This is a genomic window from Pelosinus sp. sgz500959 (assembly GCF_042610375.1).
GTDB lineage: Bacteria > Bacillota > Negativicutes > DSM-13327 > DSM-13327 > CTSoil-075.
On sequence record NZ_JBGJZL010000003.1, the window covers coordinates 131,016 to 151,270 of the forward strand.

The 20,255-nt window shown below is 37.9% G+C and carries 22 protein-coding genes; 19 read left to right on the forward strand and 3 right to left on the reverse strand.

The window, feature by feature from the left end:
- Nucleotides 1–6 precede the first annotated feature (6 nt).
- The 3 genes from ACAN52_RS05490 (at nt 7) to fliS (ending at nt 1,345) form a co-directional block, all read left to right on the forward strand.
- Nucleotides 7–426: a hypothetical protein gene (locus ACAN52_RS05490; RefSeq protein ID WP_378953336.1), complete on the forward strand. Its 420-nt coding sequence runs from the start codon at nt 7–9 to the stop codon at nt 424–426.
- Nucleotides 427–551: 125 nt separating this feature from the next.
- A complete protein-coding gene (locus tag ACAN52_RS05495) occupies nt 552–911 on the forward strand; it encodes a flagellar protein FlaG (protein ID WP_378953338.1) in 360 nt (119 codons plus the stop codon).
- Between the two features lie 41 nt (nt 912–952).
- Nucleotides 953–1,345 carry a flagellar export chaperone FliS gene (gene fliS / locus ACAN52_RS05500; RefSeq protein ID WP_378953340.1) on the forward strand — a complete coding sequence of 131 codons (393 nt, stop codon included), beginning with the start codon at nt 953–955 and terminating at the stop codon, nt 1,343–1,345.
- A 171-nt stretch (nt 1,346–1,516) separates the two neighbouring features.
- Here fliS and ACAN52_RS05505 read toward each other — a convergent pair whose 3' ends face one another.
- On the reverse strand, nt 1,517–4,054 hold the full coding sequence (locus ACAN52_RS05505; RefSeq protein ID WP_378953342.1) for a flagellin: 2,538 nt from the start codon (nt 4,052–4,054) through the stop codon (nt 1,517–1,519).
- Between the two features lie 483 nt (nt 4,055–4,537).
- Between ACAN52_RS05505 and ACAN52_RS05510 the strand changes: the two genes are divergently transcribed.
- Nucleotides 4,538–5,221 (forward strand): response regulator transcription factor, encoded by a 684-nt coding sequence (locus ACAN52_RS05510; RefSeq protein WP_378953344.1) that lies wholly within the window; start codon nt 4,538–4,540, stop codon nt 5,219–5,221.
- 110 nt (nt 5,222–5,331) lie between these two features.
- Here ACAN52_RS05510 and ACAN52_RS05515 read toward each other — a convergent pair whose 3' ends face one another.
- Nucleotides 5,332–5,541, reverse strand: coding sequence for a carbon storage regulator (locus ACAN52_RS05515; RefSeq protein ID WP_378953346.1), 210 nt, complete (start codon nt 5,539–5,541; stop codon nt 5,332–5,334).
- 181 nt (nt 5,542–5,722) lie between these two features.
- On the opposite strand from ACAN52_RS05515, the gene ACAN52_RS05520 reads away from it, so the two are divergent.
- The 9 genes from ACAN52_RS05520 to ACAN52_RS05560 all read left to right on the forward strand — a co-directional run bounded on the left by ACAN52_RS05520 (nt 5,723) and on the right by ACAN52_RS05560 (nt 13,573).
- A complete protein-coding gene (locus tag ACAN52_RS05520; protein ID WP_378953348.1) occupies nt 5,723–6,670 on the forward strand; it encodes an AEC family transporter in 948 nt (315 codons plus the stop codon).
- Between the two features lie 305 nt (nt 6,671–6,975).
- Nucleotides 6,976–8,136, forward strand: coding sequence for an iron-containing alcohol dehydrogenase (locus ACAN52_RS05525; RefSeq protein WP_378953350.1), 1,161 nt, complete (start codon nt 6,976–6,978; stop codon nt 8,134–8,136).
- Between the two features lie 17 nt (nt 8,137–8,153).
- A complete protein-coding gene (locus tag ACAN52_RS05530; RefSeq protein WP_378953351.1) occupies nt 8,154–9,287 on the forward strand; it encodes an NADH:flavin oxidoreductase in 1,134 nt (377 codons plus the stop codon).
- Between the two features lie 218 nt (nt 9,288–9,505).
- Nucleotides 9,506–10,144 (forward strand): TetR family transcriptional regulator C-terminal domain-containing protein, encoded by a 639-nt coding sequence (locus ACAN52_RS05535; RefSeq protein WP_378953352.1) that lies wholly within the window; start codon nt 9,506–9,508, stop codon nt 10,142–10,144.
- Between the two features lie 88 nt (nt 10,145–10,232).
- Nucleotides 10,233–10,664: a pyridoxamine 5'-phosphate oxidase family protein gene (locus ACAN52_RS05540; protein WP_378953354.1), complete on the forward strand. Its 432-nt coding sequence runs from the start codon at nt 10,233–10,235 to the stop codon at nt 10,662–10,664.
- 113 nt (nt 10,665–10,777) lie between these two features.
- A complete protein-coding gene (locus tag ACAN52_RS05545) occupies nt 10,778–11,941 on the forward strand; it encodes an aldo/keto reductase (protein ID WP_378953356.1) in 1,164 nt (387 codons plus the stop codon).
- Between the two features lie 48 nt (nt 11,942–11,989).
- Complete coding sequence (locus ACAN52_RS05550) at nt 11,990–12,361, forward strand: CidA/LrgA family protein (RefSeq protein ID WP_378953357.1); 372 nt, start codon at nt 11,990–11,992, stop codon at nt 12,359–12,361.
- 3 nt (nt 12,362–12,364) lie between these two features.
- Nucleotides 12,365–13,063, forward strand: coding sequence for an LrgB family protein (locus tag ACAN52_RS05555; protein ID WP_378953359.1), 699 nt, complete (start codon nt 12,365–12,367; stop codon nt 13,061–13,063).
- Nucleotides 13,064–13,162: 99 nt separating this feature from the next.
- Nucleotides 13,163–13,573, forward strand: coding sequence for a hemerythrin domain-containing protein (locus ACAN52_RS05560; protein WP_378953361.1), 411 nt, complete (start codon nt 13,163–13,165; stop codon nt 13,571–13,573).
- Nucleotides 13,574–13,688: 115 nt separating this feature from the next.
- Here ACAN52_RS05560 and ACAN52_RS05565 read toward each other — a convergent pair whose 3' ends face one another.
- Nucleotides 13,689–14,222 (reverse strand): hypothetical protein, encoded by a 534-nt coding sequence (locus ACAN52_RS05565; protein WP_378953363.1) that lies wholly within the window; start codon nt 14,220–14,222, stop codon nt 13,689–13,691.
- Between the two features lie 352 nt (nt 14,223–14,574).
- On the opposite strand from ACAN52_RS05565, the gene ACAN52_RS05570 reads away from it, so the two are divergent.
- From ACAN52_RS05570 to ACAN52_RS05595, 6 genes are all read left to right on the forward strand, one after another.
- Nucleotides 14,575–14,775, forward strand: coding sequence for a hypothetical protein (locus ACAN52_RS05570; protein ID WP_378953365.1), 201 nt, complete (start codon nt 14,575–14,577; stop codon nt 14,773–14,775).
- 32 nt (nt 14,776–14,807) lie between these two features.
- Nucleotides 14,808–15,914, forward strand: coding sequence for an FIST signal transduction protein (locus ACAN52_RS05575; RefSeq protein ID WP_378953367.1), 1,107 nt, complete (start codon nt 14,808–14,810; stop codon nt 15,912–15,914).
- A gap of 60 nt (nt 15,915–15,974) precedes the next feature.
- A complete protein-coding gene (locus ACAN52_RS05580; protein WP_378953368.1) occupies nt 15,975–17,063 on the forward strand; it encodes a methyl-accepting chemotaxis protein in 1,089 nt (362 codons plus the stop codon).
- 203 nt (nt 17,064–17,266) lie between these two features.
- Entirely contained in the window at nt 17,267–17,629 is a 363-nt protein-coding gene (locus ACAN52_RS05585; RefSeq protein WP_378953370.1) for a PadR family transcriptional regulator, read from the forward strand.
- Between the two features lie 17 nt (nt 17,630–17,646).
- Complete coding sequence (locus ACAN52_RS05590) at nt 17,647–18,669, forward strand: HlyD family secretion protein (protein ID WP_378953372.1); 1,023 nt, start codon at nt 17,647–17,649, stop codon at nt 18,667–18,669.
- Nucleotides 18,670–18,678: 9 nt separating this feature from the next.
- The gene (locus ACAN52_RS05595; RefSeq protein WP_378953374.1) at nt 18,679–20,247 is read left to right on the forward strand and encodes a DHA2 family efflux MFS transporter permease subunit; all 1,569 of its coding nucleotides are present in this window, start codon (nt 18,679–18,681) and stop codon (nt 20,245–20,247) included.
- The last annotated feature ends 8 nt before the right edge of the window (nt 20,248–20,255 follow it).

Below are 20,255 nucleotides of genomic sequence, written 5' to 3' on the forward strand. Positions count from 1 at the left end.
GATTGTATGGGGCAATGGGAAAAAGCAAAGTGGTACTTACATAAAAAAATAAAAGTACTTGAAAAAATTGCTGCTAATACCGAAAGCCAATACCGTTTTATTCATAAACGAGAGATGAAGGGTTTGGGGCGGGTACTAGGAGAAAGAGAGGTACTACTTGAAGAATTGTTGACTCTAAATCAAGCCTTGGTTCGCGAAGGAAATTGGCAGCATGTATCAGAACTCGCCTCTGTGATTTTAGATATTACCAAAAAGCAGCAAGAACTCTTAGAGCGTAGTCGCCAAGTCTTACAAGAAGCGATGATTGAACGAACTCGTATTGCGACAGAATTGAAAAATGGTAAAATTCATCGCAGCGTGAGAAGTCAGTATGTTAATCCTTGGACAATGATGATGTGGGGTAATCATATTAATGAAAGAGGATAAGTCGTTATTGAGTAATCATTTATATGTCATGCCTAATCATAATCTTCACAAGACGAAAGTTTTGGTATCTTACATCTAATAGATGTGCGTGCATAGGTAAAAATATGGAGGGCAGGTGCGGTGATTTGAGTATTACAAGTGTTAATAGTGGGGTAGCTCCAACGACGGTAGCAGCAGTTAAAAACGATTCAAATACAAATAATGTAAAAGAAGTAACTAACAAGCAAATCAATGAGACGACTGTTAATCAAAAACAACCCAGTGAAGATGAATTAAAAAATGTTACTGATGAATTAAACAACTTTATGCAAGCAATGAATACGGATATTAAATTTGTATTGCATAGTAAGACCAGTACTTTAATGATACAGGTTGAAGATAGCAAAACACACAAAGTTCTCAAAGAATGCCCTGCACATGAAGTGCTAGATATGGTGGCTAAATTAAGAGATTATATTGGTGCTTTTTTGGATAAAAAAGCGTAGCTAATGAATGCAAATAGAAAAGAATGAGAGGAGGAAAGAACATGAATGCTACAAATACCGCCAATGCCTATAAAAGGCAGCAGATCATGACAGCATCGCCAGAAGAATTGACATTGATGCTTTATAATGGAGCCATTCGTTTTGTTACAGAAAGTATTCTGGCTGTTGAAAAAAATGAGATCGAAAAAGCACATATTGCGAATATGCGGGCTCAAAATATAGTTCGTGAGTTTATGGTAACACTGGATATGAAACAAGAAATTTCCCAAAACTGGTTATTGATTGATGAATATATATTACATTGCTTAATTCAAGGTAATATCAAAAAAGACAAAACTCAATTGGAGTCAGCAAAAAAATTATTATTAGAATTTCGAGATACATGGTTCCAGGCTATGAAACAGGTGCGTGGCAATAAAGCAGTCGGTAAATAAAATAGTACATTTCTCACAATTTAAGAAAAATGGTTACTCCTTCGCGGCCGTAGGGAGTAACCATTATTTTATTTAAATTTTTAATAGAATGAAAGACATTTAGCTTCATTAAAAGAAGGACTATGAAAACTCGCTTGTGAGTTTCCATAGTCTTTCTTTAATTAGTTAGTATTATTGTTGTAAGAGTGATAATACTTTCTGCGGCTGCTGATTGGCTTTGGCCAACATCGCAGTAGCGGCTTGGTTAATAACACTGAGTTTTGTGTAGTTTGCCATTTCTGTCGCCATATCCGTATCACGAATATTGGATTCAGCAGACGTCAAGTTTTCACTTTCAGTATCAAGGTTGTTGATATTGCTTTCTAGACTGTTCTGGACGGCACCTAGATTAGAACGTTCGGCAGAAACCTTTTTAATGGCGGCATCAATTGTAGCAATCGCTTTAGTCGCACTAGTTGAAGAACTTAAATCAATACCTGTTGTGGAAGTAGCACCTGCAACTCCTAAACTATTGGCATCCATATCGCTGATGGAAAGATTCATTGTCTGATTTGAGTTAGCACCAACCTGGAAGGTCAGGGCATTGGAAGCATCTACACTAACAGTAGCCGTAGCAACATATGCATTGGTAGCAGCTGCGGACGCTGTAGCTACTTTAGCTAAGGCAGAATCAGAAGTATTTGCAATTGCTTTAGTTAATGCAGCAGATGCTTTAGAGACATTAGTATCAGAAGTATTAGCGATAGCCTGGTTATAGGTATCTTGAGCTGCAGTTGTTGTAGTGAGAGTAGAAGTGGCAGCATTAGCGAGGCCAGCTAAACCAGTATCTGTACTATCTGCTGCAATTGCAGTGTATAAAGCATCATTAGCACTTTTGAGAGAAGTATCAGTTGTATTAGCAATGGCAAAATTTAACTGAGCTTGAGTGCCAGTCGTAGCAAGTAAAGCAGCGGCGGCGGCTTTGACAGTGCTATCAGTCGTATTTGTAATAGCAGTAGTTAAAGCGGTATTAGCAGCTGTTACCTTTGTATCGGTAGCAGTACCAATCGCAGTCGTTAAAGCAGTTGCAGCAGCATCACTAGCAGTCGTAGCAGTTGTTAATGCTGTTTGAGCATTGACGATACCGCTATCAGTACTATTAGTAGTTGCATTAGTAATCGCAGCCGTTAATGTTGCCTTAGCTGCAGTGACATTACTATCGGAAGTAGCAGTGATCGCATCTGTCAACTTATTAGCAGCAGAAACACTTGTAGACTTAGCATTATCCAGTGTTTTTTGTGCGGCAGTGACGTTCGAATCTGTAGTAACATTAATAGCACTCGTTAAAGCGGTCGTAGTCGTAGTAACGGCTGCAGTCGCATCTGTATTCGCAGTGATGGCAGAACTAAACGCTGTAAAAGCAGTCGCGGCAGTCGCATCACCATTCGTAGTAATCGCAGTACCTAAAGCCGTTAAGTTAGCAGCACTTGGAGTGGCCGTATAAGTGTCGTAAGCAGTTTTTAACGTTGTATTACCAGCAGTTGCATCAGCGGCAGTAATTGCAGTCGTTAATGCTGTAGTTGCTGTAGTTAATGTACTCTTCGCACCAGCAGCAGCAGCAGCAGCGGTAGTCGCATTTTTATTAGCAGTGACTACTTTTGAATCAGAGCTATTTGCCAGGGCAGTATCGAGGGCTTTCTGAGCATTTGCGACAGAAGTAACAGAAGTGGTACCCAATGTAGCGAGAGCCGTATCATTACCAGTAACAGTCAGATCGAAAGCTGTTAAAGCATTACCTTTCGCTGTAGCGGCTGCGCCATTAATGGTACCTGCTGCATCTGTACCGGCAGTTGTAACACTTGTTTCAGTACTTGTACTGCTGACTGCATTAAATAAGCCTTTTAGTGTAGTGTTAGCAGCAGATAACGTAATACTAGAATCACTACCATAGGTATCACTAGTCAATTTGATGTAATTATTGGAAGAGTCACTTGTATCCAAGGTAGCAGTTACGCCAGTCGTACCTGACTGGGCATTAATTTTGTCGAGAACACCACTGATCGTGTCACCAGAGGAAATGCTGATTGTTGTGCCATTAATGGAGACATCTCCTGCATAAGCACTAGCAGAAGCCGTTGATGAGGTAATACCAGAAGTAGCTGAAGTTGTAAGACCTGTGGTTGCTTGGGTCGCAACTTTAGTGTAATTTACGGTATAGGTACCCGATGCTGTATTATTTCCAGCCACAGTCGCTAAGGTATCAATGGCCGATGAATTTGTACCTGATACAGCAGTGGAAGAACCACTATTACCATTAAGTAATTTTTTTGTATTATATTCAGTGTCATTCGAAATACGGTCGACTTCCTGGCGAAGTTGGTCTGTTTCATCTTGAATGGATGTTCTGTCATCGTCAGTCAAGGTTTCAGAAGAAGCTTCTACAGCAAGTTCTCTCATACGTTTTAAGATTGTGGTGGTTTCATCAAGAGCACCATCTGCTGTCTGAGTTAGGGATGTAGCATCCTGTGAGTTGCTGCTCGCCTGATCAAGACCTTGAATTTGACTGCGCATTTTTTCAGAGATGGCAAGTCCAGCTGAATTGTCCGCTGCACTATTGATGGAATACCCAGATGATAGTTTTTGCAGGGATGAATTCATGAGTGAAGTACTTCTGTTTAATTGATTCGTAGTGTTTAACGCGGACATGTTTGTACCAATTACCATTGACATAATTATTCCTCCTTGATTTTAGAAAAAATTTAGCTTCCGTGCACCATTTTATTTTAGACATTGTCGAAAAGAGGTCTCTCAAAATAAAAGTAAGTGACCTAAAAGAGTGTATTACTTTTATCCGAAGATGTTCTTTTTAACCTTGTCTAATATTCCTTTCGAAGAGAAATATTAAAAGTTTATTTAGTAATTGACAAAAAAACTTTATTTTTGTCAATTTTTTTAGATATTAAAAAAAAGACAATTCAAATGTTAATGATTTACAATAATGGGTGGAACAGAATTCTGACAACATTCAAGAATGAAAATAGGATTTAAAATTTAACTATGTTATATTTTATAAAAATTAAAATTCAGTTAATTATTAATAATTTATTATTAAAACTAAATAAAATATAAATAAAATTATGTCAGAATAAAAATACAGAACTGTCCAAGGATGGATAATTTTTCACAAGGCTGTGGTATCGAAGGGTGCCTTTTATGAAACTACTATTGGTAGATGATGAGAGAAAATTGGTTGAAGCACTATCACATTTGTTAAAGAAGAATGGTTTCGTGGTAGATGTTGCTATGGATGGTGAAACAGGTATTGAGATGGCCTGTACTGGGATCTATGATATTATTATTCTGGATCGAATGTTGCCCTGTTTAGATGGTCTTTCCCTTTTGAAAGAATTTCGCAAATTAGGACATCGTACTCCCGTCCTTTTTCTAACCGCCAGGGATACTCCTGAAGATCGAGCGGGAGGTTTGAATACTGGTGCTGATGATTATCTAGTTAAACCATTTTTCACGGTGGAATTAGTAGCAAGATTGCACGCTCTAGCTCGTCGGAAAAACAATGATATCGTAAATAATGTCTTAATGATTGATGATATTATTTTCGATCCCCAGCGCGGTCAAGTGACTAAAAAAGATATGGTCATTCAATTAACGTTGAAAGAATCACAACTTTTAGAACTATTGATACGCAATCAAGGACAAGTTGTTACCAAACAACGGATCATCGAAAAGGTATGGGGTTACAATTCCGATGCAGAAGAAAGTACAATCAACATATATATTCATTACTTGCGTAAAAAAATTAATATATCCAATTTAAAAACTGTACGAGGTGTTGGCTATTATTTGCAAAAAAGTAATATTTCCATCGCTGCAAACTAAAATTTTTTGAAATTAAAATATGTTATTTGAAATTGATGATCGTAAAAATGCCTGTAAGAATTCTGACGAAAATTCTTACAGGCATTTTCTATGTTAAACAGGCCGATTTCCTAGGATTTGGCGTAAACTAAATTGTTCATGAGTTCTTTTTCTTCAATATACTTGAAGTGATCTTCGTATATTTCCCCACGAATAATATTTATACATTTCGGTGCATCGATTGCCAGTCTTAAGTCTCCCTCATCGCTTTTGACGACCTTAACCATAATATCTTTCCCGATCATAACGTATTCGCCAGGTTTTCTTCCTAATACTAGCATAATACTTTTCCTCCTCGTATAAATAATACTTCCTCATTCTTATCATCTCATTCTTTTCTTTAGTTTTAGTTTAGTTTTTATTGTTATAAAGTGAAATAATAAGTTTTCTAGGGAAAGGTAGGATATTGCTGTCACATGTCGAATGCATTTAAGAGTATAAGATAGAGTTAGGAGTCGTCGTATGATCATTTTTAGTACCATTGAAAGTATTCTAAGTATTGTTTTTATTATTTTAGTAGGCTATATTCTGACAGGGAAAGGTTGGTTTGATGAGAAGGTTTCTAAAACATTCTCACGTATCATCACTAATATTGCTCTTCCATCATATATGATATGGAATTTGATGAGTACTTTTAGTCATGACTTATTATTGGATTTGGCACCAGGGTTAATCGTGCCTTTTACATCAATCATCACGAGTTATGTAGTAGGCAATGTCATTGCAAAATTATTGCACATCCAAAAAAATCGGCAAGGGACTTTCTCTTCCATGTTTTCTCTTTCCAATACTATTTTTATTGGTTTACCAGTCAATTTAGCCTTATTTGGTGAAAAAAGTATGCCTTATGTATTGTTATATTACATTGCCAACACATCATTATTTTGGACAATCGGGGCGAATGGTATTCGAGCGGATGGCGCATCGGGTCAAGGTAAAGTGAAGTTTTCTGAGGTGTTGAAAAATATTTTTTCGCCGCCTTTATTAGGATTTATTGCAGCTATTATATTTATTTTACTCGGTATACGTTTACCACACTTTATTATTGATACTTGTAAATACTTTGGGAATCTGACCACCCCCTTATCCATGTTGTTTATTGGTATTGCGATCTATGCTGTAAAATTAAAAAATATTAAATTCAGTAAGGATATGGGGATGATTCTTTTGGGGCGATTCGTAATTGCTCCTCTCATTGTTATGGCAATCACATATGCAATGCCCTTGCCGATTTTGATGAAAAAAGTGTTTATCATTCAGTCGACATTGCCTGTTATGACATTAACGGCTGTAGTTGCCAAGTCTTATCAAGCTGATGCTGAGTACGCAGCTGTGATGACGACAGTAACAACCATTGCAGCCATTATTACGATTCCAGTTTACATGTTGATTTTTCAGTATTATTTTTAAAAAGAAAATGTGAAATTATATATCGAGATGGCTCTGAGGAAAGTTTACAGCAGATCTGTCAAAGTAAAGTTAGGTTTGAATGATCGATTGATTGCGATAATTCAAACCTAACTTATTAGAAAGCAAATCTTAAAAAAATATTTGACAATTAATATGACCAGTCGTATAATAAAAACAAATTATAAGGAAATACTTGGTTTTTATTATACGATTTAATGCAGGATGGAGACACAGTCCTACTTATATAAGACGCTAACATTGTGTGACTAAACTAATCATAAAAATTAATGCAAGGAGTTGTTATTGTGAAAAAATTTCAATTTGTAAACCCGACAAAAATTATTTTTGGTAAAGGGGAGATTCAAAGCCTAGCAAAAGAGATTCCTATTGACCGTAAAGTTTTAATACTTTATGGTGGCGGCAGTATTAAAAAATCTGGATTGTTAGAAGAGATTAAAACTGTATTGAAAGATTATCAATTAGGTGAATTTGGCGGTATTGAGCCTAATCCTGCTTATGAGACGTTAATGCAGGCTGTCGAATTAATTCGAAAAGAAAATTATGATTTTTTATTGGCAGTCGGAGGTGGTTCTGTTATTGATGGGACCAAATTTATTGCGGCAGCTGTACCTTTTACCCAAGATGATCCTTGGAAAATGATTGTGGAAGGATTGCCTATTGATCAGGCATTGCCTTTTGCTGCAGTATTAACGTTACCTGCTACGGGATCGGAAATGAATAATGGTGCCGTGATCACTCGGAAATCTCTGCAGGCAAAATTACCTTTCTTTAGCCCAGTTGGCTTCCCTAAATTTTCTATACTTGACCCGGTTTATACATATACGTTGCCGGAAAAGCAGATTGGCAATGGCGTTGTTGATGCTTTTGTTCATGTGATGGAGCAATATTTAACTTATCCAGTTCAAGCAAAAGTACAGGATCGATTCTCCGAAGGACTATTACTGACTCTAGTGGAAGAAGGTCCGAAAGCTTTGGAAACTCCAGAAGACTATGATGTACGGGCTAATCTAATGTGGACGGCGACTCTTGCTTTAAATGGTCTAATTGGCAGCGGTGTACCTCAAGATTGGTCTACTCATATGGTGGGACATGAAATTACCGCTTTGTACGGTTTAGATCACGCTCAGACATTGGCCATAGTACTACCTTCTATGTTAGAAGTGATGAAGGAAGAAAAAAATGTCAAGCTTCTTCAATATGGTGAACGGATTTGGAATTTAGCTAGTGATCTGCCAGCAAGGGAAAAAAGTGCCCTAGCAATTGAAAAGACTCGTGAATTCTTTGAAGCCATGGGGGTTAAAACTCGGTTTTCTGATTATGGCTTAGGCGAGGAAGTCATTGAAAAAATTATTACTAGCTTAGAAGCACATGGAATGGTCAAACTGGGTGAAAAAGGTACAGTAACGCCTCAAATCGTTCGCCAAGTATTGACACTTAGCTTATAAAAAAAGGAGAAATTGATATGGGACACGATGTAGAGAAGAAAAATAATCATCTCGATACTTTATATCAACCAGTATCCATTGGGAATTTAACATTATCCAATCGAATTGTCATGGCTCCGATGACACGAGGATTTTCTCCGAATGGCATACCGGGCGAAGAGGTGGTAGGATATTATAGACGACGTGCAGAAAATGCAGTAGGTCTTATTATAACCGAAGGTACATTAATTAATCATCCTGCGGCAGCAGAAGGTCTAGGACGACCTAATTTCCATGGTGAAGCATCACTTAGTGGTTGGTCACATGTTGTGGAAGCTGTTCATAAAGCAGGAGGAAAGATTATTCCTCAGTTGTGGCATGTGGGCATGGCTCGCCAAATTAATGGTGAAAATCCCAATCCAGAAGCCTTGCCAATTGGTCCATCAGGGATTGATGTAGCTTCTGGGGAAAAAGTAACGGTGGGAATGACATTAGCAGAGATTGATCAGATCGTCAAAGCATTTGGACAAGCTGCAAGTGACGCTAAACGTCTAGGGTTTGATGGGCTTGAGATTCATGGTGCCCATGGATATTTAATCGATCAGTTCTTTTGGCAAAAAACAAATCAGCGTCAGGATCATTATGGTGGAGATCTCCTTGCACGTTCACAGTTTGCTGTTGAAATTGTGAAAGCTTGCCGGCAAGCTGTAGGTCCAGATTTTCCTATTGTATTTCGATACTCTCAATGGAAATTAGGGAATTATAGTGCAAAACTGGCAGAAACGCCGGAAGAACTTTCTGCATTTTTAGCACCCTTAGTTAAAGCCGGCGTCGATATTTTTCATTGCTCAACCCGTCGTTATTGGGAGCCAGAATTTGAAGGTTCACCCTTAAACTTAGCAGGATGGACTAAAAAAATAACTGGAAAACCAACGATCACTGTTGGATCCGTTGGCCTTGATAATAATTTTATTGACTTTTTTACTGAAGGGAAAGGCGCTAAAACGACAAGTCTTGCACCGCTCATGGAAAGATTGCAGAAGGAAGAATTTGATCTAGTGGCAGTGGGAAGAGCACTTCTTGCTGATCCAGCTTGGGCAACAAAAACATATGAAAATAGAACAGATGAACTCATTCCTTTTGAACTTGGTGCAGAAAAGACATTGTCTTAATCATCATTACACCAATTGGTAGAGGGTAAACGAAGAGACAGACAATGTCTGTCTCTTCTCACGTAATCAGAAAGTAGAACACTTTCTAGGGTGCCAAGTAAGAACGACTAAGGCTTCTGCCTGCGTCTGCAGACTTGGTACAAGCCAAGTCTTTTCTTATGTTTGTACAATAGAATGCCAGGAAGAAAAGAAGAGACTCAGATACGAGGTGGTAATATATGGCTAGAAAGAAAAGTGTAGATTTAGAAAAAACAAAGCAAACTTTATTGGAAGTTGGTTTGTCACTCTTTGAACAAAAAGGCTTTAATGCTACAGGAATCCAAGAAATCGCTACATTAGCTACTATTCCAAAAGGATCTTTCTATAATTATTTTTCAAGTAAAGAGGAGTTTGGCGTAGCCGTTATTCGTTATTATACAGATGTTCATATTGAAAGATGGACGAGCGTTCTAAATGAGGCAACGGAAAAAGAAGATTCCTATAAAGCTTTGAGTACGGCATTTTTGGCACTAACGGAAAAATACCGATGTTCTGAGATCAAGAAGGGCTGTCTATTAGGTAATTTGGCTGCCGAAATCAGCGAAGCTAGTGAGGAATGCCGTATGGCATTACAACAATCTGTCGGTCAATACAAAGGAATTTTAGCGGAACGTTTACTCATTGGGCAACAGGCAGGGAAAGTCAGAAAGGATTTACCAGCACAGGGGTTAGCTGATTTGATTTGGGACTGTTGGCAGGGAAGCTTATTACGAATGAAAATTGAAAACTCTGTAGAACCAGTGAGTCACAATCTAGAATTGTTATTTCATCATATCTTATTGCCTGATAGATCAAAATACTGTAAAGATTCTTTCTAAAGCTTGGCAGGATTTTACTATCTATCTATGGAATTTGTAATATTAGGTCGAATAGGAAACGATATAAACAAAATGGAGTGATGCTAGAATGGATCAGCGCGAAATATTCAACATCATGAAAAATCGATTTATGTTCATGGGGACAGTCGAAGGAACAATACCTCATGTACGACCCATGAAGCCTTATATTGATGACGAAAATAATATTTGGTTGATTAGTCATGTTGATACCAAAAAAATTAGAGAAATTGAAGATAATAGTAAGGTTGAATTGTGTACCCTTGGAGATGAAAATGAAGTGCTTCGTATTGCAGGACAATTAGAGTCAGAGGATCATTTTAGTAAAAATATACTTGATGATATAAAGACTAAAATGTTTGTGAGTATACCTCAATTGCAAGGATTTTTCCAAGGACCAGAGGATAAAAGTATTGCAATTTATCATTTAAAAGTGAGTGAAATTATTTTTCGCCATTCAGAGAATGAAGTAAAGTCAGAATTAAATTTCCATAAAGGCTAAAATGTAAAGCATGATTTGTTGAAGAAGGAGCAAATCGTGCTTTTTAAGAATTTATAATCCAATTGCGCGTACATAAAGAAAATACATAAGCTATTTTTAAGTGGGAGGTTCATATGATAAAAGGATCTGCAACCCTGGAAGGGACACTCAATTACGCACAAAAATATCCTCTACTTGTTTACCAGCCATTAGTGCCTACAGGGATTCGCATTAGTGGTGCTGGTTTTGGCTGTTACCGAGTTGATGTAAGGGTTAAAGAACATCAACAAGCATTGACTAAAGCCTTATTATCTGGCATCAATTTAATTGATACAAGTGCAAATTATGCAGATGGAGGATCAGAACGGTTGGTTGGCAAAGTTCTTTGCGATTTAATAACAGCCAATAAAATAAAGCGTGAAGAATTTGTTATCGTATCGAAGGTCGGATATCTGCAAGGAGAAAATTATAGTTTGAGCCAAGAACGTAAAAGTGAAGGACAACCATTTAAGGATCTTGTGCTATATGATAAAGGACTAGAGCATTGTATTCATCCTGAATTTTTAGCAGAACAACTGACTAGAAGCTTAGATCGTCTAGGGATTGAAACCGTAGATTGTTATCTGCTACATAATCCAGAATACTATTTGAATTGGGCCAAGCAAGCACAGGTGCCAAAGATTGATGCCAGAGCTGAGTATTTACGTCGTATTCGTATTGCTTTTCTTCACCTAGAAGAAGAAGTAGCCGCGGGGCGAATCCAATATTATGGATTGAGTTCGAATACATTTCCTCGCCCAGCATCTCATTTTGACTTTACGTCTTTAGCGGATATTTGGGATATTGCCCAATCAATTTCCCCTCAGCATCATTTTCGAGTCATCCAGTTTCCTCTTAACTTGCTTGAAACAGCAGGGGTGACAGAAAAAAACCAACCAGGAGGAAAAAGTCTAGTAGAATTTGCTGTGGATAAAGGTTTAGGAATCTTGACGAATCGACCTTTAAACGCCATTCGTGAAGAACGCCTCATTCGTCTTTCGGAGAATGTCTACCAGGGAGAGGCTAACCGCCAGGCTAATGAATTCAAATCTAAAGTCGCCATGCTGGATCCAGGGTGGATCAATATACCAGCCCTGAGCCAGTTAGCTTTACGGGCGTTACGTTCGACAGCAGGCATTACCGCGGTGCTGATGGGAATGCGCCAAGAAGTATATGTTGAAGACGTTCTTCATGAATTAAGACAACCTTGCGAAGTTGTTGAACGAAAAAAAACATGGAAACATATCAGCGAGTTATAATACAAAGAATGACCCTATTTCATATTATCAAAATGAGGTGACATTTTTTTGAAAGATCTCTTTAAAATGATTGGACAACTTTTATTATTATGGATTGTTTATTACCTTAGTACATTGGTCGTTGAAACATTTCATTTGCCAATACCAGGCAGCGTTTTAGGTATGCTTAGTTTATTTGGGTTGCTATCTGCAGGAATTATTAAAGAGAAATGGATAGCAACGGCAGCTAATCCATTACTTAAACACCTAGCCTTTTTCTTTATTCCCATTGCCGTAGGACTCATGGAATGGGGAGATTTATTGACTCAAAAAGGACATCTATTGTTTTTGCCTTTAGTTATTAGTGCCTTAGTCGCATTAATCATGACAGGTAAAACCGTTCAGCTCCTTATCAAATCTCACGATGGGAAAGAGGAGTGAAGAATGTTGTTTGAAAATACAATGATTGGTTTCACGATGATTCTGACCATAGGAGTCTACTTCATCAGTCGAAAAATCTTTTTAAAAACACAAAATGCTTTATTAAACCCAGTTTTATTGAGTACAACTGTTATTATTTTGATCTTGCATTATTCAGGCATTACATTTGATCAGTATAAGCCGGGTAAAGAGATCATGACATTTTTACTTGGTCCTGCGACTGTAGCATTGGCCTTGCCTCTTTACCTAAACCGTCAAATTCTTCGCGAATCATTAGTCCCTATCCTTGTGGGTATCATCTGCGGTGCGATATCAACATTAACGACCGCTGTATTACTAGCAAAGTTTAGTGGTCTTGATTCCATTATTGTTGCGTCTATCGCTCCAAAATCCATTACCGCTCCTATTGCGATTGAAATTGCCCTTATCACAGGCGGAGATCCTGCTATTGCTGTGGCTTTTGTAGTATTTACAGGCACATTTGGTTCGATGATTGGTGCAGGCTTTCTATCCTTATGTAAAATTAATAACCCGGTAGCGCGAGGACTCGCTATGGGAGTGACTGCCCATGGGCAAGGTACAGCCATTATATTACAAGAAGGGCAAAGACAAGGAGCGATGGCGGGAGTCGCAATGGCTCTAGCTGCTATTTCTATTTCATTTATTGCTCCATTCTATATTCCATGGCTTGTGAATTTATAATTAACAGTAGATTATCAACAATCGTGATAGACATCACAGTATCTGTGAGAACCTTGGGATATAATGATGGTAGATAATTCATTTACGGAGGGCGATACCATGGATACTGATAATCTACTTCGCCAACATCAAGAAATGTTGGATTTAGCTGCTAAAATTGGTGCATACCAAAGTCAATTAGAAATTAAAAATAATGCATCTGCGATTTCCAATCTGCTAAGTCAATTAGCTGGGAAATTAAAAATGCATTTGATGGTAGAAGACAAGTTTGTTTATCCTAAACTTGCGATGCATTCTGATACACAAATTCAAAAGACTTCTCAAAAATTCTCCAATGAAATGGGTGATTTAGGACAAGCTTTTGGAGATTATAAGACAAAATATTTAGGTGCAAGTAAAATTGCTGATAATGCTGATCTATTTATGATTGATACGAAGTCTGTTTTTGCTGCATTGACGAAAAGGATGGATCAAGAGAATCATTCCTTATATCCATTGCTGAACAAGTAAGTTTGTGTGGCTGAAGAATCAGGTTTTAGATGATTTTAACTGAAGAGTAACTCAAAAGGGCACTTAACACTGAATGTCAGTGAAGTGCCCTTTTGAGTTATTTTTTAGTTTCTGCTCAAAATTTCCTTACTATTTTTCCTTGGTACTCTTTAGTAAGATCGTTAATGTATTTCCTCGCATATACAATGACCATAGGGGCTGTCTGATACAGCATCAATAAGGAATAGGATACTAAGAAAATAAATATAAAAAAAATTTTCCAATTTATTTCTTGGAATATTTTAAAGAGTGCCATACCTTTTCCTAGTTCGAGCTGTGTGCATATAAATAAGTACAGTGTCACAAAAAGGCACATGAATAAACGGCTAAAAGTATGCTCAATATGAGTAATAATTCTCGATACTTCAACAAATTCACCTTTAGCAACCTTACGGGTTTCAGATTGACTTATAGTGAATTTTGCCATTACCATTGGCAAAACAATACCACTTACAATACAAAGCATAGTGCCAATCACTGGGTAAAGTCCCTTAGTATCTTGGAAGGATATGGATTTTGGTAATAGAATCCATACAAGACCAGTTAACATCAATGAAAATAAAAAAGTCCGTTTACGAAGATTTGTGCTGAAATTTAAAAAAAAGTTCATTCTAACATCTCCTTGATGATTCAATAAAAATATGGATGAGTAGCTTCAGCTGATATCGTGGATTGCTGTTTTTACCTTGGGTTAGGAATGAGTATTAGAGTAACAGAAATTCAACGATGTTGATGTGATATCGATCACTTTTTATAGTGATAGAATAATCTAGCTATTTGGGGGCATTAGTAGTTTTTTGTATTGCTAACGATATTAAATTTATAGTGAATATCAGATGATTTGTAAAATACTAAGGATTATAGAAGGTATTTGATAATAAATAACGAAATGAACAATAGATTGAAAATTGTAACAATTTGTCTAAGGATGGTAAATGTGAAGCGAAGAGGAGGGAGAATCGATGGCAGGTAAAATTAAGGTTATGTGTGATAAAATTATCGCACAAAGAGCGAATGGTAATCCTGTAGTGGAGAAATTGACCAAGACTAAACTCGTACTTAAAGGTATTAATCCAGAACAATTCACTGCCAGCTCGCCAGATGATCCATTGATTATAGCCAAACTTGTGCAAATTGGGAAAGATTTAGGGGTTGCTTTATAGTCGAAGATTTTATTAATGAGGAGGATAAGAATATGTCTGTAGTAACTACTTTTACTCAGGAGCAAGTCATCCAAAGGGCTGTGCAAGAAATACAATCTGAGCTAGCAGCATGTCAGCCTAAGGTTGTACTCTATTTTGCCTCATCATCTTATAATCCACAGGAAATTGCACACAATATGGAGCAAGCTTTTCCAGGGGCTACTGTATTTGGGTGTACGACTTCTGGTGAATTGATTAGTGGAAAAATGAGCAAAAATTCAATTGTAGCCATGGGCTTTACGAGTGATATAATTGGTGATATAAACATCCAGATTGTACAGAAGATCAGTACAGAAGATCATGTTCAAGAAGTATTTAAAGGTTTTGAAGATTATTATCATACTCCAGCATTAGAGCTTGATCCAGAAAAATACGTTGGGATTGTTATTTGTGATGGATTAACTAAAGCTGAAGAAAAAATCATTGATTCCATAGGCAATCTTACGAACGTGACCTTTATCGGTGGCTCAGCTGGTGATGATCTTAAGTTCGCTAGTACTTATGTTTTTGCCAATGGACAGGCTTATTCTAATGCAGCCTTATTAGCACTTTTGAAGCCAATAAGCAAATTTGATTTCATAAAGACACAAAGTTTTAATCCTACGAATAAAGCCTTAGTCGCTACAAAGGTTGACGAAGCTAATCGTGTTGTCATCGAATTTGATCATAAACCAGCAGTTGAGGCTTATGCTGAAGCAATTGGACATTCCGTAGATAGCGTAGGCAATGGTTTTATGAGTCATCCCCTTGGTTTAATGATTGATGATGAGCCTTATGTTCGTAGTCCGCAACAAGTGAATGATGGGGCGATTACTTTTTATTGTAATGTAAAAGAAGGTATGGAAATGTCTGTATTAGAATCGACAGATATTATTGCTGACACCACGGCTGTGATTGAGGAAAAGCAAGCTGAAGTAGGTTCAATTAAAGCCATAGTCAATTTTAACTGTATTCTTCGTACTCTCCAATTAGACAGTCAAGGTACTTCAGAGCAGTATGGAAAGATCTTTACACATATCCCAACGATTGGTTTTAGTACTTACGGTGAAGCGTATATCGGTCATATTAACCAAACAGCGACAATGTTAATTTTTTTCTAGTTATTAGCAATTCTGTCAGTGCTATTTGAGTCAATAGGTCATCAGTGAAGAGGTGAATGTATGATAATGGGTAGCTATCTAGTAGTAGGTATAGGAATACTTATCATTTTAACCTATTTAGTATGGAGATTTATTGGCAAAAGGACTGTTGCTTCACATGTGGGGGTAACTGATAGTGTTATGACTTTACAGGAAACCAATCAATTGAAGAACAGTTGTAGCGTCGATATCCAGCAGCGGATTCAAAGACTGATGGTCACTTCCGAACGGATCGTCGATTCAAGTGAAAATGTAGCAATCAGCTTGATGTCAATTACTGACTCTACACAAAAACTAGCTCTGGATTCAGAAGATGGTGCAGAACAATTAATGAAAGCTGTTGAAAATATGGGAACTTTGACTTCTCTCATTAAATCGGCGGAGGCACAGGCTTTATCCAGCGCTGGTGATGCTGATAGAATGCTAGAAGCCACAGAAAGCGGTTTGCTAGCAATGAACCAAGCTGTTGGCCGGATGCAGAATATCCAAAATAAGACGGCTCATGTAGAGCAGTTGTTGAATACCTTGAAAACATATTCAAATGAAATTGGATCAGTCAGTGATACGATTACGGCAATTGCTCAACAAACCAACTTACTTGCTCTGAATGCGGCGATTGAAGCAGCGCGAGCAGGTGAGGCGGGAAGAGGCTTTGCGGTAGTCGCTGACGAAGTACGAAAATTAGCCGAACAATCTAATGAACGTGCTAAAAAGGTGACATCCCTCGTAAAGCAAGTTCTTGATCAGACTGGATTTGTCATTGAGGCTTCGAATGAGAGTCGCCAAGAAGCCGAGATTGGCATGAAAGAAGTCACTGCCTCAGGACGCTCTCTTGACCACATCTACGCTAATGTACAAAGTAGTGTAGGGAGTTCCTATGACATTGTTAAAATGACGACTGAGCAAACGGCGATATCTGAACAGATGGCTGTGATTATCGATCATATCGTAGACGTCATTGGGCGTTCGGCAGTCACTTCACAAGAAGTATTGTCAGCTACTGATAATACTTCTACGGCAATTATGACGATCGCTGATAGTGTTAATGAAGTGGTACAGGTCATGGGGGAGCTTGAGCAAAGTATCAATACTGAAAATAACAATGGATAATTCATATTCTTTATCTCTAAAAAGGTTTGGGGTCGCTATTATGATAGCGACCCCAAACCTTTTTTATAATTACGTATAAAATGGCATATTCTCCATCTCTCTCTTTAGTTTACATTATATACTTTTTGACAGAAACACTAAAAGTTATTAAAATTAATATTATTAAAGTTAATATATTATGTAGAGTTTGAAAGGGTGATATTGTGTCCTTTAACCAGAATAAAGAATCAAAGACGTGGATTAGAATTGTGACTGCTTTATTGATTTTAAAAATAATAAAGAAGCAATCGACTTATGGTAATCAGATTGCGGAAGAAATTAAACGGAATACCCAGCAAACAATTCAGGCAAATCCTAATTTCTTATATCCTTTATTGAGGAAAATGGAAGAAGAGGGGTATCTTGAGGGAAACTGGGAGAATCCAAGGACGCGTAATAAAAGAATTTATACAATCACTCAAAGTGGTTGTAGTTATTTACTTGTTCTTAAGGAAGCAGTACGTGCTAAATTTTTGGAAATAGAACGAAGGCAACAAGCAATTGGCAAATTTTTATTTGATGAATAATGATAGGAGTGTAGGCTATGAGTGAACAACAAGCGCCAAATAAAAAGAAGAAGTGGATGATCGCTGCAGGTGCTTTCTTTGGTATACTTGCCATTGGCGGCGGATGGTGGTGGCTGCAATCAAGCGGTATCGTCTCGACTGATGATGCAAGTGTAAAAAATAATATTGTTAAAATTAGCGCAAAGGTCGCTGGACAAGTTGAGGAGAGCACTGTAAAAGAAGGGGATATTGTACAGGTTGGTCAAGTACTCGCCAAAATTGATAATAAAGTTTTTCAAATTCAAGTTGAGCAAGCACAGGCGAACTTAGCATCTGCTCAAGCTAAGCTAGATTCTTTGAAATCTGGAAATCGTCCGCAGCAATTAGCTCAATCGGAGGCTTCAGCAGAGCAGGCCTCAGCTAATTTGGCAAATGCTCGTAAAAATTATGAACGGATTGAAGCTTTGTTTAATACAGGCGCTATTTCTGCACAACAAAAAGATGCTGCCTTTACGGCTTTACAGGTTGCCGAATCGCAACATAAGGCCGCATACCAAGGATATAGTCTTGTTTCCGAGGGAGCAACAGTACAAGATATCCAATATGCTGAAGCACAGGTTGCCCAGGCTGCTGCTGCTTTAAAAAACGCTCAGCTACAATTAGATAATACAGTGATTGTGGCACCCATTGCTGGCGTTATTGCAAAAGAACTTGTAGATCAAGGTGAGATCATTTCTGCTGGCCAGCCACTTTTTAATATTACAAATCCCAATGATTCTTGGATTGAAGCTAATATTGAAGAATCTGCTATCGGAAAGGTTGAAGTAGGACAAAGTGTAAATTTCAAAATTGATGCCTATCCCAAAAAAGAGTTTAAAGGAGAAGTCGTGGATGTGGGAGCGGCTACTGGTTCACAGTTTTCGCTGCTTCCTTCAGATAATACATCAGGTAATTTTACTAAAGTGACGCAACGTTTATCTGTCAAAATCAAAGTGACTGATACAGGGAATGTTACTTTGAAACCCGGTATGTCTGCAGTGATTGATATTCATGTAAAGTAGGGGTGTGCTATGAATAGTGAAAGTAATAAACCCAATAAATATATGGTGCTGCTCATTGTATCTTTAGGCACGGTATTGAGTGGCTATGTCAGTAGCTCACTAGATATTGCTTTGTCTAACATTATGAATACTTTTGGCTTTACCATGGATAATGTAACATGGGTGCTGCTTGCTTATATGATCCCTTATGGAGCGACATTACCGATTATGGGCAAGTTGGGAGATCAATTTGGACGTAAGAAAATGTATATTCTCGGTTGCTCCGTATTTACGGTAGCGACCATGATGGTGGGAATGGCTTGGAGCAGTACGACAGTGGTATTGTTTCGGATCATACAAGGGATCGGTGCAGGTATGTTTTTTCCCAATGCAATGGCCTTGGTTTCTGATGCCTTTCCGCCAAGTGAGCGAGGCCAAGCTCTCGGTATGTGGGGAGCTTTTGCCGCTGCCGGCGGTGTGCTTGGTCCTATTATTGGTGGTTATATTGTAGAATATGTAAGTTGGAGGATGCTCTTTAGCAGTATCGTTCCCGTTGCCGCTATTGGCATCTTTCTTGCAATTTTTGTTTTACAAGAGTCAGAGATAAATGGCTCTGGGGAAAAGATTGATTATCTTGGTGGATTACTGTTAGTGACCAGTCTGAGTAGCTTAATTATTGCTCTTAACCAAGGTGCAAAAGAAGGATGGACCTCTTTATATATTTTAGGTTTATTTGCTGTGATGATACTTAGCATGACAACATTTATTTATGTTGAAAGTCACATTGAATACCCATTAATCAATCTTGAACTATTTAGGAATCCTACATTTACGGTTGCTAATCTTGTTGGATTTTTAACATTTATGACGTTAAATGGTGGTTTATTTTTGATACCTTTTTTCTTGCGGAATATTCTTGGTTATACTCCGATTAAAGCGGGACTTTCCTTGTTTCCACTAGTCGGATCACTGATCTTATTAGCACCCTTAGGAGGTAAGCTAGCCGATAAAGTAAATGCGAAAACTCCGACTATCATCGGAATGCTCATTCTTTCTATAGCCATGTACTCCTTCCGCACAATGACTGAGCATACGAGCTATTCATTTATTGCTCTGCGGCTTATCTTGATGGGGACAGGCCTTGCTCTAACTATGTCTCCTTTATCCAATGCTGTCATGGCAACACTCCCTAAGGATAAAACTGGAGTCGGTTCTGGTGTATATAACTTATTTAAAAATGTTGGCGGCAGTGTGGGGATTGCCATGATGGGAACGATGCTCGATCAAAGACAGTTATTTCATAAGCAAATCATATCAACTCATGTGAATACTTCATCGGAAACTGCCCAGCAGATGATAACGCAAATTCAAGGAATGTTGGTTCATAATGGAATTCCCGCTGAGCAAGCTTATGCAGTTGCCCTATCGTCCTTGAAAGGTCTTGTGACTAAGCAGGCTGCTATTATGGCTTATAGCGATGTTTTTCAGATTACAGCAGGGCTTGCGGCGTTAGGTGTTATAATGGCGATGATGTTGAAGGACAATAAAAAGGTACCTGAGGCGGCAGCTAATTGTGAAACCGTAATAAAAAGTTGTTGAGCCAAGAA